Raw genomic sequence first — 12,725 nt, forward strand, 5'->3', positions numbered from 1 at the left:
CCCTGCCGCTGTGGGGTTCAGGCTTTCAACTGGCGCAGGCCATCGGCCAGCAGCCACAGCGCACGGTTCAGGCGCAGGTCTTGGTCGATGCCCTGCACGGGGCGGGTGGTCTGGCGGCGACCATTGGCGCTGCGACTGTGCAAGCCGCCGCGCAAGAGGTTTTCCTGCGTGCGGTTGAACACGCTCCACAGGTCGCGGCGGTCGTCGTCGAGACGGCGTGGCGCGAGCACCTGCATTTCGGTGATGGGCGCGGGCTTGTCGGGGGCGTCGTACTTCAACGCCAGCGCGGCACGCGCGAACACTTCGGCCTCGCCGCTGTCCAGCGTGATGGCCTGCATGGCATCGCGGGATGCCTGCGCGCGGTCGAAGCCGTGCAGGACTTCGTAAGCGCCTTCGATGACGTGCCCGGCCACATTGCCCTTGTGCGGCACGCGCACGTCGGCGACGGTGTCGCCGCACACCAATCCGTTCTGGCACACGAACCGGAACATGCCGGCGAGCATCTGATAGCTGCTCGTCCCGTCATGGGAGTTCAGCAGGATGATTTCGTTGGCCTCGCGGCCGTTGATCTGGCTGGCGTGGCGTAGCCGGATCATATGCTTGGTATGGTCGCGGCGGTCGTCGGCGCGCACGCGGGTCTGGCACACCATGAACGGCTCGAAGCCTTCCCCGCGCAGTTCGCGCAGCACGGTGGCGGTGGGGATGTAGCTGTACCGCTGCGAGCGGCTTTCGTGGGGGGCGTCCGCGAAGATGGAAGGGGCTACCGCGCGGATTTGGTCATCCGACAAGGGATGTTCCGAGCGCAGCACCGGGGAGCGGGACGCGAAGCGGGAAGCAAGTTGCATGGTCGTTCTCCTGACAAGGGTTGCTGTCGAAAAACCACCACCGGATTCCTAGATTCGGAGCCCGCCTTTCGGCTTCTCCGGTGGGGTCGGCGCGGAGACCTGGGCCGGCCTCGTTGCCACCGTCTTTCCTGAGTTCATCGCCCGCGACGGTCAGGAGCGCGCGGACGGGGGCCGTCAAGGAGGCAAGCGCAGGGTTGGTGCGGCCCGCAGGCGCAGCCGAGGACACGGCCCTGCGCGCCTTGACGGCACACGGCCGCGGGCTACAGTCGCGGACAAGGTGATGAAGTCAGGAAAGGCGGATCGACAGGCAACGGCCGGCGTCGACGCCGGCCCCACGCAAGCGAAGCGCGCAGGCCCGGATCGGCAAGCCGGGCCGTAGGCGTCAGCCGAGCGAAGCGAGGGAACGATGGGAGCCCGTCAGGGGCGAGACTCGCACCGCGAGGCTCGATGCGCAGCACGACAGCGCGACCGGCCGTGTTTCATGGCCGGGGACGCACGACTGCCCTATCGTCTCTCCATGGAGGAAACCATCATCAACAACGACGACCCTTTGCAGCACATGCTCCATCGCTCCGATGCCCTGCACGAACGGCTGGATGAACTTCTGGGCGATGCCGAGTTCGATGGATCACCCCGCGGCGAGTCAGCTCTCGGCATGTGCTTGGTCGCCGTAGAACATGCAACGGCAATTCGAGCCTTAATGGCGCTGCGACTGCCCACGTCCGCCGTCGGCCTCATGCGCTTGCAATTCGAGGCCCTGACGCGGGCGATGTGGCTACTCTACGCAGCCAGCGATACGGCAATCGACAAACTGCTGGCGCCGTTGACGCTGCAGAGCGAGCAGGCGGCTAGGAGTTTGCCCGGCGCCACCGAAATGATTGAGCAGATCGGCAAGCGAGTCGGACAAGGTGCGCCGGTAGCCGCGCACCAGATGCTGTCGCACTTCAAGGAAGTGACTTGGCACGCCATGAACTCGTTCGTGCATGGCGGCATCCATCCGCTGAGGCGTAGTGCCGAGGGTTTTCCGGTTGATCTTGCTTTACAGGTACTGCGCAGTTCGAACGGTCTGACGACCATGACCGGCATGACGATGGCGGTCCTCACCGGCGACGAGGCCGTGGCGAAGCGGGTAAGCAAGATCCAGCCGGTATTCGCCGACTGCCTGCCGGATTTGCTCAGACCATGAAGGGAGTGTCTTGCGATACCCCATGCCGCGTCCCTTGCGGGCGCGAAGGCTAGGGCTTGTTCAGTGCGGCGACCAGGAAAGGTTCCAGACGCGGCCACAGAATGGCAAGGCCAAGCGCCAAGGTCGCGCCCGCCATCCACCAAAGTGTGGCCGGTGCGGTTTTGGCTTTTGATCTGGCAGCCTGGAGTCCAACCCAAAGCCAGCCCACCGCAACCGCCGCAGCCGCTATCCAGGTCATCCAAGCGTGGATGCTGCCAAACCACGCTATTGCGGCGCCGGCACTGGTCAGAGCGATTGCAGGTATGGCGAGCGGCAGCACGCAGCACACCCCACAAGCAACCGCAGCAGTAGCGGCTGTTGCGGCAATAGCTCTCACCGTTCTCCCTTCCTTCTTCGAGGCTGCGGCAACCATTTAGCACGCCCCGCAGCAGGAAGATTCAGACTGGGCGGCAGTCCCATCGAATGGTGCCAGGAGTTCGTCCGCACGCTCTGCCTGGTCAGCAGGGACGGCAATCGTAAGCACTACGCCTGCCGTTCCTTCCTGGGTGCTGAAATCGAGGAAGCCGCAGCAATCTCCCTCTTGGGCTACCAAGTCAGCGACTTCGGCGGCGTTGCCCGGGGCGTAGGTCAGAACAAGGGTATTGGCGGTGCGCTCCTGCGTCTGCAAGGCGCGGGCGTTGAACTCCGCAATTGCTTTCACGCGATCCTGGAAGGCACGGACATCCAGGGAGCAAGTCGGGCCTATGGCAGGAGGCAGGTTCACGGGGTTCTCCAACATTGGGATCAGCGGCTATCCTAAATCCTCAAGTAACTTGAAGTTCAAGGGGTTTGTAATGCCCATCGGAATGAAGATCGGAACGCTGGCTAAAGTGACCGGAACCAGTGCTCCCACCATCCGCTATTACGAGGAAATCGGGCTCTTGCCTCGGCCGGCGCGGCAGGCCGGTAGCCAGCGCGTCTACGGAGACGAGGACATCCGCCGATTGATCTTTATCCGACGCTGCCGGGATTTCGGCTTTGCGATCGAACAGACGCGCATCCTTGTCTCGCTTGTTCAAGATCGGGAGCGTTCTTGCACCGAGGCACGAGACTTGGCGCAAGCGCACTTGGACGTGGTCCGGGAAAAGCTGGACGAGCTGCGGGCTTTGGAGAAAAGCATCGCGGCCTTCGTTCGTAGCTGCGATGCGTCCTGCGCAGGCGGGCCAGGCGCAGATTGCGTCATCTTGGAGGAGTTGGCAAACGCTTCCAGAGCCGCCGGAACCATGTGTCCTTCATGCCTACCGGCGACAGGACCCAGGCAATGAAAGCGGATTGCGCAGATCCGGATCAGCACGACAGCGTGACCGACCACCTCGGGGCCGGGGACGCGCGTATGCGATGCCGTTAGTGCGGCATGCACCGAATTGGACGAACCGGTTGGCGTGAGCGTTCGCGCCGGCGCATCGTCATCGGGTTCGGCAGGAAAAAACGCAAGATGCCCCGCAGGAAAGCGCACCGGTTCGTCCAGATACGATCGGCACGTCGGGTAAGTGCATGCAGCTACTTTCGCGCCGCAGTCGAACCCAAGCGCGACAACAGCTTCACGTAGACCAGTTCGCTGACGAGTTCCACCAGCGTCTGTGCGACGATCACCGCCGGTATCAACGGCACGGCGTCGGGAATGGCCAGCCCGAGCGGCAGTACCACCAACGAATTGCGGGTGGCGCTGCTGAACGCGACGGCCCGACCCTGTTCCGTGGGCAGTCGCCAACCGCGCCCTGCGGCCCAACCCAGCAGCGGGGCGACGATGGCAAAGACCACATAGATCGGCACGACGGCCCGCACTGCATCCAAGGCCAATCCAAGCTGTGGCGCCACCGCCGCCACCACGACGAACAGCACCGCCGCCGTCGCCGGCACGGGCAGCAGGCCCAAGATGCGAACGGCCATCTCGCCGGCAAGCGCGCGTGCCGCCCACGCCTGGCAAACGGCGGCCAGCGCCAGCGGCACCGCGATCAGCCAGACGAAGGCATGCAGGAACGGTCCCCATTGCACGAGACGGGCAGCGGCATCGCCAAGAAACAGCCCAAGGAAGACCGGCAGGAGCAACATCTGCGCGACCAGCAGCATCGGCGTGGAAGCAAGCAGCGACCGAGCATCGGCACGCCCGAGGTGCGCGAACGTCACCACGTAGTCGATGCACGGCGATAGCAATACCAGCAAGGCGCCGGTGCGCAGCAAGGGCGCGTCCGGCAGCCACGGCAACAGGACGGCCACCAGAATCGGCACCATGACGAAGTTGGCCGTCAGGACTGCACCGAGGAAGCGCACGTTCGCCAACGCCTGGCGCAGTTCGATCAAGGGTACCTGCAAGAAGGTCACGAACAGCATGAATCCCAACAACGGGTCGATCGCCGGCGCCAGCGCCTCCGTGCCCGGCACGCGCCATGCCAGGATCGCGGCCAGCCCGACCACCGAAAAATAAATGGCGACTTGCCGGGATTCGAGAAAATCACGCAGTCTGGCGACGGACACGGAATGAAAGTTCTTTATGGAGTCGTACTGAGGTTTCGTTTACGGCAGGCAACGCTACGGATGTACCGCGGCCTTGCGCCGGTTCCACCAGAAGCCTAGCCCCAGGGCCGCAATCATGCACCCCTGCATCAGGACGGTCTGCACGGTTGGGAAAAGGCCGATGAGGGAGACGCGCGGCACGAGTGACAAGGGGGTGATGTTCACGATGCCGGCTTCCTGCAATGCCGAAATCCCCTTGCCGGCGAGCACGATGGTCAGGATGGCCATCAGCCAGGAGCTGTAATTGAAGAACTTGCCGATGGGCAACGTGCGGCTGTAGCGCAACATGGCCCACGCGATGATCGCCAGAGCAACGCAGGCGCTCGCCGCACCGACGAGCATGGCGCCGCTGTTACCCTGAGCCCAGAGTGCGGCATAGAACAGGATCGTCTCGAACACTTCGCGGTACACAACCACGAACGCGAGGCCGCCCAGCAGCCAGGCGGAACGACCCGTCAAGGCCCTGGCCATCTTCTCGCGGATGTAGCGTTGCCACTGCCCCGCCTGGGCCTTGCCGTGCATCCAGATACCGACCGATAACAGGACGATCGCGGCGAAAACCGAGCCGAACCCTTCGGTCAGCTCCCGGCTCGCGCCACTGATGCCGATGACCCAAGTCGCCACGACCCAGGTCAGCATTCCGGCCATCAGCGCACCGACCCAACCCGCGTGGACGTAAGGCAGGACCTCCAGGCGCTCGGCCTTGCGCAGGAAGGCGATCATCGCCACCACGATCAGCAATGCCTCCAAGCCCTCACGCAGCAAGATCGTGGCCGCGCCGAGGAAGGTCGATAGGCCACTCGCCGCACCCGGCGAGAGCGCCGCCTCGGCATCGTCGAACAGGCTATTCAGCACCTGCACGCGTTGCGCGAGCACTTCGGCATCCTCGCCGCGCTGGATCGCCGCGCGGTATTCGCCCATCGCGCCTTCGATGTGCGCCAATAGCGTCGCATCGCGCGAGCCAAGGACCGGTTCGACCGGCTCGAATCCATCGAGGTAAGCCGACAGCGCCAGTGTTCCCGCCTGCTGGCGATGGCCCGAACGATAGGCGGTGAGGCTTTCCGCCAGCCGGCTACGCACCAGCGACAGCGGCGATCCCGGTGATGCCTGCGTCATCACCGCCTCGGGATGTTGCCGCAGATAGGCCATGAGCGCATCGGCCCTTGCCAAGCCGATCCGGCCTTCCAACGTGGCCGGGGTCGTGCTGGTCAGGGTCTTGAGATCCGGGATCAGGCCATGGAGCGACGGGTCGGACTTCCAGAGACGCTCCCCCTCTGCAACTTGGGGGAACGCGAAATGACTCGTGAAAAAGGCGAGTGCCCAGCGATCGTCGGTGGGCAGCGAGGCGAAGCCTTGCATCGGTGTGCCGTCCAGGCCCTGGGTGATGACCTGGTAAAGGGCGAAGACGCTGCGCTGGCGGGCACGGTCGATGTCGGTGAAGGCAATGGGTGGAGTGGGTAGTGCCGCCGCCGCGGGGCCATGGCCATCGCCCGTCGCCCCATGGCAGGCGGCGCAGTGCTGGCTGAACAGCGTCGCCCCTCGGGCCAGATCGGGAGTCGTGTTCGGCGCCAGGGGTACCGGATACGCGGCGAGCAGCGATGCGGCGAGACGGTGCGCGATGTCGGCCACCTCGGCGGGGTCGGCCTTATCCGCGATGGCCTGCCGTAGGTGCTCGGCACCCGTCACCAACGCCGGCTTCTCGGGGTTGGAAGGCAGCCCCGCAATCTTGGTGGCGACCGTAGCGGCGAACTCGCCCTGCTCGGCGTATTCGGTTGGACTGGAGACCTCCCGGTGCGAGACTGCACCCGCGTAATCGACGGCGACATAATCGAGCAACCGCCACGTCGTCTGCACATCATCCGCCTGGGTCTGTGCGACCACAGGCATGATCGGGACAAGTGACAGCAGAAGTATCAGCAGGAAAAGCGTCGTTCGCAGCAGATGAGGCCCCGTGGCACGATCGGTCATGTTTAATTGCGTCTCATTCTTATCAAACCGAGTAAGCGTACCACCGCATCGAGTTTCGATGCTGGAGTCAGCGGGCATAAGGGGGCCGAAGCCCCTCGCATTACAGCAGCCCCCTTTCAGCCATCGACACCGCATCGTTGCCGGCGACGACGAAGTGATCCAACACGCGCACCCCGATCAACGCCAGTGCCTCCCGAAGCTCGCGCGTGATCATCTTGTCGGCTTGGCTCGGCTGGGAATTCCCGCTCGGATGCGGATGCGCCAGGATCACCGCCGCCGCATTGAGCCGCAGCGCTTCCTTGACGACTTCGCGCGGATACACCGGGGCGCCGTCGAGGGTGCCGCGGAACATCTCCACGTACTCGATCAGCCGATGGCGGTTGTCGAGAAACAGCACTGCGAATACTTCATGATCGAGGCCAGCCAGCTTGGCGCGCAGATATGCCTTCACGTCGGCCGATGAACCGAAGTCCGCACCACGTTGCATCTTTCGGTCGACGACCTGACGCGCGGCCGAGAGGATCTGATCGGCCGTCGCCGGGATGTAGCGGCCACGCGCATCGCGTACCAGCAGCGAGGATTCGGAAGGAGAGGAAATGTGCGACATGGTCGTGCTCCGGTTGCTCGGGCGGCATTGCCCGGCACCGGCGCCAGCACGGCGCAGCACAGCAGTCAGGGGGCGAAGCCGGCCGCAAGGACGCCAGCGTGCGAAGCACGCGCAGCCCTTGACGGCGAGACCGCCGTGATACGGTGAAGGGAAACAGCAAGCCGCCCCACCCCGCCACCACATAATTGAGCGGAGCGCGCAGGATCGGATCTATAAACCGGACCACAGGCGTCAGCGATGAAAGCCCAAAGAGGTGAGACGCCAAGCACCCGCGAATGACGCGGGAATACCCCCAGGACCAGGCCAAGCGGCGGTGGGAGAGCTACAAGGCGATTCGACGTCAGGACCAGCACGTGCACCGGCAGCAGTTGCGCGGCCGGCCGTGAGCCATCATGCCGGACATTTCGTCGCAACCTTCCGGCCGGCGACTACTTAGCAGGCATAATCTTTAAACTCTAGTCCAGGGTTTGGATTCCGGAAACGACTTGCTTCGCAGACGCGCCAAACCTCATCGGGTTGTCGCCTGGCTGGCCATGCTGGCCCTGGGCCTGATGCTGTTCGCGCCGCTGATTTCAAGGTTTCTGGTGGCGTTTTCCGTCGTGCCAGCCATGACCATGACCGACGGCATGGCCATGCCGGGTATGGTTCAACACCAAGCGGATCATGCATCCGGCAAGCGCAACCACGGCGCACCCCATGATCCCGCAACACCCTCGACCGATGCCTGCGGCTATTGCTCGTTGCTGTTCCACAGCCCTGCGCTGACGGCGACGGTCCCCGTCCTGCCGCCGGCACTTCCAGCCACAACGGCCCTTTCGCAGGCCATGGCTTTCCACGCGCCGGCCCTACGTCTGCTGGACCGGCGTTCCCGCGGGCCGCCCATGGCCTGATCAGGTCGCATCGTTCGGCGACGGATAGTTTCCCCATCCGCGATATGTGTATTCGTGTCGTCCTGACGGCACGTAATCGCCGTGCACGTCTCTCTACGACACGACCGTCGTCGTTTCTCTTCCGGAGCGTCTGGATACGGCCCGAGCGACGAGGTGCTCGCCCGATAACCGGACGTCATGCCTGTGACTGTCCGCGCCGACAGGTTCATCGCCATTTCTCGCGGCAGGCAGACCTTGCCTTGAACGCATCGGAAATCTCATGAAACACCACACTTTAGACTTGGAATCTTCAGTTCTACACCGCGTCCTCTGCTGCTGTATCGCCGCCGGATTGGCTGTTGCCTGGGCCTCCACCACCCTGGCCGCCGACAGCACGTACGACAAGGACGCGAACGCCTCCAAGGTCAAGACCTTTCCCACGGTAGTGGTCACGGCCAACTTCCAGCAGTCGCCGCTGATCACGGTGCTCGACCCGAAGGCGCCACAGCAGCCGATCCCGGCGAGCGACGGCGCCGACCTGCTGAAGACCGTCCCCGGCTTCTCCGTGATGCGCAAGGGCGGCAGCAACGGCGATCCGGTGTTCCGCGGCATGGCCGGCTCGCGCCTGGCGATCGTTTCCGATGGCACCCAGCTCGCTGGCGGCTGTCCGGCGCGCATGGATCCGCCGACGGCCTACATCTCGCCCGCCCTGTACGACAAGGTCACCATCGTCAAGGGGCCGGAATCGGTGATCTACGGTCCGGTCGGCTCGGCCGGTACCGTGCTGTTCCAGCGCGACACGCCGCACTACCTGGAACCCGCCGCGTCGCTGGACGCCAGCGCCACGGTAGGCTCCTTTGGCCGCAACGACCAGACGGTCGATTTCAAGGGCGGCACGCCCCAGTTCTACGTCGATGTGGATGGCAACCGCACTCACTCGGACGACTACGAGGACGGGCACGGCGACAAAGTGCATTCGCTCTACAACCGCTGGAACGTCAACACGGCCATCGGCTGGACACCGGATCCGGACACGCTGTTGGAACTGTCGGCCGGCACCGGCAACGGCAAGGCCGCCTATGCCTTCAGCGGCATGGACGGGGTGAAATTCCTGCGCCAGAGCACGGCACTGCGGTTCGAGAAGAAACACCTCACCGAGACCTGGAGCAAGCTGGAGGCCAAGGTCTACCGCAACGACATCGACCATGTGATGGACAACTACACGTTGCGCCGTCCCGACCCCAACAGCTCGATGCCCATGGCGATGGCCAGCGACCTGCAGCGCGATACCACCGGCGGCCGCATAGCGGCCACCTTCGACTGGGAGGATCTGGACCTGGTGGTCGGTGCCGATGCTTCCACCAGCACGCACAATGTCCGCAACGGCGGTCCGGAAGGTAGTTCGATGGGCTACTACAAGGCCCTGTCGCGCGTGCGCGATGCGCGCATGGAAGATCAAGGCGCGTTCGCCCAGGCCACCTGGACCATGACCGAACGCGATCGCCTCATCGCGGGCACGCGCCTGGACCGCGCAAGCGTGCGCGGTTACGGCGTTGCCATGAGCGACGGCGACAGCGGGATGTCGATGGGCTCGATGGACGGCGGGATGTCGATGGGCATGGGGAGCGAATCCGCGACGGCGGACGTGGACCGCCACGCCACCTTGCCCAGCGGTTTCGTGCGGTACGAGCACGACTTGCAGATGCCGGCGACGTTTTACGCGGGGCTCGGCCATGCCGAGCGCTTCCCCGATTACTGGGAGCTATTCGGGCAGCACGTCAACACCACGATCGCTTCGTTCGCGGACCTTCGTCCCGAACGCACCACCCAATTGGATATCGGTCTGCAGTACCACAGCGAGCGCTTGAAGGCCTGGATCTCCGGCTATGCCGGTGTCATCGACGACTACATCCTGATCCACTACGGCATGACCAGCGGCTACGCCAGCAATATCGATGCCCACGTCGCCGGTGGCGAGGCAGGCGCCGAATACCGTCTAGGCAATGATTGGAAGGCTTCCGCGACGCTGGCGTACGCCTGGGGCGAAGACACCACGGAACACCGCCCGCTACCGCAGATGCCGCCGCTGGAAACCCGGCTCGGACTGGACTGGGACAACGGGACGTGGTCGGCCGGTGCCCTGTGGCGGGTGGTCGAGAATCAGGGCCGCGTGGCGGTCGGCGAAGGCAACATCGTCGGCCAGGACCTGGGTAAGACCGGCGGTTTCGGCGTGTTCTCCGTCCACGGTGGCTGGCGCATCGACCGAGAATGGAGCCTGACCGCGGGCGTGGACAATCTGTTCGACAAGGCCTACGCCGAGCACATCAGTCCGTCCGTGGTCGAGCTTCAGGGTTTCACCACCAGCACCCGGGTGAACGAACCGGGTCGAGTGGCTTGGATGAAACTGGCTCTCTCGTTTTGACCGCGGCATGTCCGGATCGGGCGTTCCTTCCACGCGCTCGGACGAGGTCTTACTCATTCCGCCGATCGTGCGTGGATTTCCGGCCGAGGTGTATCTCGATAGCCTGCCGATCTTTGCCGGCAACCAGCATGCCTATGACCCCGACAGCCTGGCAGCCAGCCGACGCCGGTCGATGTCCTGTATGTGGTCGGTTTTCCGCTCGGCGACGAGCCAGAGCAATTTGCCACGCCGAAGTCTGGTGGCATTCGCCTGTAGTGCAGTGCGCATGCGCCGCCCTACACCCACCAACCTGCCGCCTTGCGAAACATACGTCTAGCCGACACATCGAAAAGCCGGTGGCGATGACGGTAAGTCTCCCAAGGTCTTGTTAGACGCTAATTGGCCGATGCTCTGTGCCCGCGCCCGGCGTGAGGAACAGCATAGCGGTTGGCTCCGTAGTTTTAACCGTGTGCCAAACATTCTGTGGAATTAGAATAAAGCGCCCCGGGGTGCTGAGCACTACGGATTGCTCTACGCCAGATTCTTCAAGTAGAAGTGTGGCAGATCCTGAGAGGAGCATGACCAACTCTTCACCTGCGGGATGACGCTCCCACATGGACCAAGGCTCGGAGAAGGTGAACGCAGACATCAGTCGACCTTGATCTAGCTGAGGAAAGCTTCCGCCCACCACCTCTTCCCAGAAGGATTTAGAGACGGCAATCAAGTTTGCTCGGCTATCGTTGTGGAAGTGTACGTAGGTGCTGAATATGTCATTGGCTTTACTCATGGCCACCTCCAATGGCGCCTGATGCTTGAATTAAGCCACGCCTCGAAGCGACGTCAGCTTGAATTGCTAGGCCTCACGAATTCGCATACCAAGTGCAACGATATCCAGAAGAAAAAGAGCGACTGAGAGCATGCAAAGTCGCGTCAGAGAGGAGTATGACGGCAGGTCGCGTACGGCACTGATGGGGATGGTCACCAGAGCCCCGGTACAAGGCGAAACCGAATGCGCTTGGCGTAGTCGGCATAGCCGTCGAGTTCGGCACGGAGGAGTGCGTCCTCCCAACTCGTTCGCACGATCAAGATCACGCTCGCCAAGGCTGCCGGAATCAGCGCCCACCATGACGCCAGCGAGAGCGCCAGACCGGCGAACACCATGAGCGCGCTGACGTAGCCCGGATGGCGCACAATTGCATAAGGCCCGGAACTGACGACGTATTGGCCGCGCTCGCGCTGAAGACGCACGCCCGGTTCGAAGAAACGATTGACCGCCTGTGCCCAAGTCCCGAGCGCGATGCCTACGCCGAGCAGCGCATAGCCGAAGAGCACGATCGAGAACGGAACAACCGACCACCCCATTTTGCCAGCGTCGAGAGTATCGAGCGGGATCTCCGCGATCATCGCCGGCAGCATCAGCGCGAGTAGGACTTTGTCCCAACGCTCCGTGCCGGGCTGGAAGCGGCTGCGTGCCCGATAAATGACGGGATTCACACGAGCCAGAACCATTGCCGATAGGCTGAAGGCAATCACGGTAAAGCCGACGAAGAACCATCCGGGTATCCAGTCGATACGACCCACCGGAAGGAAAACAAGCGCGATTAACACTAACGGCAAACCGATCGCGTAGGCAATCGCAGCCGAGCGCGACATGGGCTCGGGCTCGGTGACAGTCCGTTCGGCGCCGTCTTCGCTCGACATGGCCTTGGCACCTTCGTTGGTATGCGTTCTCGGGAAACTTGAGTAAACTATATTCAGTATGTTCTGAATATACAGATTATGGTAGGCAAGCGACTTAGCAAAAGCAAGCAACGATTTATCGAGGACATCGTGCGGCTTCTGGTGCCGTGGGGTGTACCGCAGACCGCTGCACGCATTCATGGTTATCTGTTGCTGAGTGCCGAGCCGGCCACTCTTGATCGCATCGCGACCGACCTTGAGGTCAGCAAAAGCGGCACCAGCGTCGCGGCACGACTTCTGGAGAAGTACGGGCTGGCAGTCCGTCACAGCGAGCGCGGAAGCAAGCGCATCCGGTACGAGGTGTCACGAAACTATGAGAGCATGCTAATCGAACAGTGTCGGATGCTCGAAAACACTGCGACCCTCCTGAAACGCGGTGCAGACACGGTGACATCTGGAAAAGCAAGAGAACGATTGGGCGAGATGACGGAGTTTTATTTAGCGATCGGTCACGCAATGGACGCGGCACTTCAGAGTTGGCGCACGAGAAAACACGACCAGTAGCAGATGCCTCCCTCGGCATCTGCCACCAGCTGCAGCATGGACGGCGCGAACA

13 protein-coding genes are annotated in these 12,725 nt (G+C 63.2%); 5 read left to right on the plus strand and 8 right to left on the minus strand.

All coding sequences use genetic code 11. The features are described 5' to 3' along the window. Positions 1–17: 17 nt before the first annotated feature. Positions 18–845, minus strand: coding sequence for a DUF932 domain-containing protein (locus ASG87_RS13120; protein ID WP_056005803.1), 828 nt, complete (start codon positions 843–845; stop codon positions 18–20). 517 nt (positions 846–1,362) lie between these two features. Here ASG87_RS13120 and ASG87_RS13125 point away from each other — a divergent pair. Then, on the plus strand, positions 1,363–2,031 hold the full coding sequence (locus ASG87_RS13125; protein ID WP_056006503.1) for a hypothetical protein: 669 nt from the start codon (positions 1,363–1,365) through the stop codon (positions 2,029–2,031). A gap of 49 nt (positions 2,032–2,080) precedes the next feature. Here the strand turns inward: ASG87_RS13125 and ASG87_RS19530 are convergent, their stop codons facing one another. Further along, positions 2,081–2,350, minus strand: coding sequence for a hypothetical protein (locus ASG87_RS19530; protein WP_200949098.1), 270 nt, complete (start codon positions 2,348–2,350; stop codon positions 2,081–2,083). Positions 2,351–2,443: 93 nt separating this feature from the next. Continuing rightward, on the minus strand, positions 2,444–2,794 hold the full coding sequence (locus ASG87_RS13130) for a hypothetical protein (RefSeq protein ID WP_157511083.1): 351 nt from the start codon (positions 2,792–2,794) through the stop codon (positions 2,444–2,446). Positions 2,795–2,864: 70 nt separating this feature from the next. Between ASG87_RS13130 and ASG87_RS13135 the strand changes: the two genes are divergently transcribed. Next, positions 2,865–3,335: a helix-turn-helix domain-containing protein gene (locus tag ASG87_RS13135; protein ID WP_056005808.1), complete on the plus strand. Its 471-nt coding sequence runs from the start codon at positions 2,865–2,867 to the stop codon at positions 3,333–3,335. A gap of 235 nt (positions 3,336–3,570) precedes the next feature. Here ASG87_RS13135 and ASG87_RS13140 read toward each other — a convergent pair whose 3' ends face one another. The 3 genes from ASG87_RS13140 to radC form a co-directional block, all read right to left on the minus strand. After that, complete coding sequence (locus ASG87_RS13140; protein WP_157511084.1) at positions 3,571–4,545, minus strand: arsenic resistance protein; 975 nt, start codon at positions 4,543–4,545, stop codon at positions 3,571–3,573. A gap of 54 nt (positions 4,546–4,599) precedes the next feature. Continuing rightward, positions 4,600–6,552: a cytochrome c/FTR1 family iron permease gene (locus ASG87_RS13145; protein ID WP_056005811.1), complete on the minus strand. Its 1,953-nt coding sequence runs from the start codon at positions 6,550–6,552 to the stop codon at positions 4,600–4,602. A gap of 100 nt (positions 6,553–6,652) precedes the next feature. After that, complete coding sequence (radC, locus tag ASG87_RS13150) at positions 6,653–7,159, minus strand: DNA repair protein RadC (RefSeq protein WP_056005813.1); 507 nt, start codon at positions 7,157–7,159, stop codon at positions 6,653–6,655. A gap of 485 nt (positions 7,160–7,644) precedes the next feature. Here radC and ASG87_RS13155 point away from each other — a divergent pair, with 485 nt between their 5' ends. Both ASG87_RS13155 and ASG87_RS13160 read left to right on the plus strand, forming a co-directional pair. After that, entirely contained in the window at positions 7,645–8,049 is a 405-nt protein-coding gene (locus tag ASG87_RS13155) for a DUF2946 family protein (RefSeq protein WP_157511085.1), read from the plus strand. 259 nt (positions 8,050–8,308) lie between these two features. Continuing rightward, the gene (locus ASG87_RS13160; protein ID WP_082582961.1) at positions 8,309–10,450 is read left to right on the plus strand and encodes a TonB-dependent copper receptor; all 2,142 of its coding nucleotides are present in this window, start codon (positions 8,309–8,311) and stop codon (positions 10,448–10,450) included. Positions 10,451–10,817: 367 nt separating this feature from the next. Here ASG87_RS13160 and ASG87_RS19540 read toward each other — a convergent pair whose 3' ends face one another. Both ASG87_RS19540 and ASG87_RS13165 read right to left on the minus strand, forming a co-directional pair. Beyond that, positions 10,818–11,216, minus strand: a complete 399-nt coding sequence (locus tag ASG87_RS19540; protein WP_082582995.1) for a cupin domain-containing protein — start codon at positions 11,214–11,216, stop codon at positions 10,818–10,820. 191 nt (positions 11,217–11,407) lie between these two features. Then, positions 11,408–12,130, minus strand: a complete 723-nt coding sequence (locus ASG87_RS13165) for an isoprenylcysteine carboxylmethyltransferase family protein (protein ID WP_200949100.1) — start codon at positions 12,128–12,130, stop codon at positions 11,408–11,410. 78 nt (positions 12,131–12,208) lie between these two features. Here ASG87_RS13165 and ASG87_RS19545 point away from each other — a divergent pair, with 78 nt between their 5' ends. Next, positions 12,209–12,673 carry a hypothetical protein gene (locus ASG87_RS19545; RefSeq protein WP_082582962.1) on the plus strand — a complete coding sequence of 155 codons (465 nt, stop codon included), beginning with the start codon at positions 12,209–12,211 and terminating at the stop codon, positions 12,671–12,673. Positions 12,674–12,725: the final 52 nt, after the last annotated feature.

The organism is Frateuria sp. Soil773, assembly GCF_001428405.1.
GTDB lineage: Bacteria > Pseudomonadota > Gammaproteobacteria > Xanthomonadales > Rhodanobacteraceae > LMSL01.

What these genes read in the sequence shown, in the direction of transcription:
- radC (WP_056005813.1), bottom strand. Translation starts at nt 7,159, where the DNA reads ATGTCGCACATTTCCTCTCCTTCCGAATCCTCGCTGCTGGTACGCGAT.
- ASG87_RS19545 (WP_082582962.1), top strand. Translation starts at nt 12,209, where the DNA reads ATGGTAGGCAAGCGACTTAGCAAAAGCAAGCAACGATTTATCGAGGAC.
- ASG87_RS13165 (WP_200949100.1), bottom strand. Translation starts at nt 12,130, where the DNA reads ATGTCGAGCGAAGACGGCGCCGAACGGACTGTCACCGAGCCCGAGCCC.
- ASG87_RS13125 (WP_056006503.1), top strand. Translation starts at nt 1,363, where the DNA reads ATGGAGGAAACCATCATCAACAACGACGACCCTTTGCAGCACATGCTC.
- ASG87_RS19540 (WP_082582995.1), bottom strand. Translation starts at nt 11,216, where the DNA reads ATGAGTAAAGCCAATGACATATTCAGCACCTACGTACACTTCCACAAC.
- ASG87_RS13145 (WP_056005811.1), bottom strand. Translation starts at nt 6,552, where the DNA reads ATGACCGATCGTGCCACGGGGCCTCATCTGCTGCGAACGACGCTTTTC.
- ASG87_RS13160 (WP_082582961.1), top strand. Translation starts at nt 8,309, where the DNA reads ATGAAACACCACACTTTAGACTTGGAATCTTCAGTTCTACACCGCGTC.
- ASG87_RS13135 (WP_056005808.1), top strand. Translation starts at nt 2,865, where the DNA reads ATGCCCATCGGAATGAAGATCGGAACGCTGGCTAAAGTGACCGGAACC.
- ASG87_RS13120 (WP_056005803.1), bottom strand. Translation starts at nt 845, where the DNA reads ATGCAACTTGCTTCCCGCTTCGCGTCCCGCTCCCCGGTGCTGCGCTCG.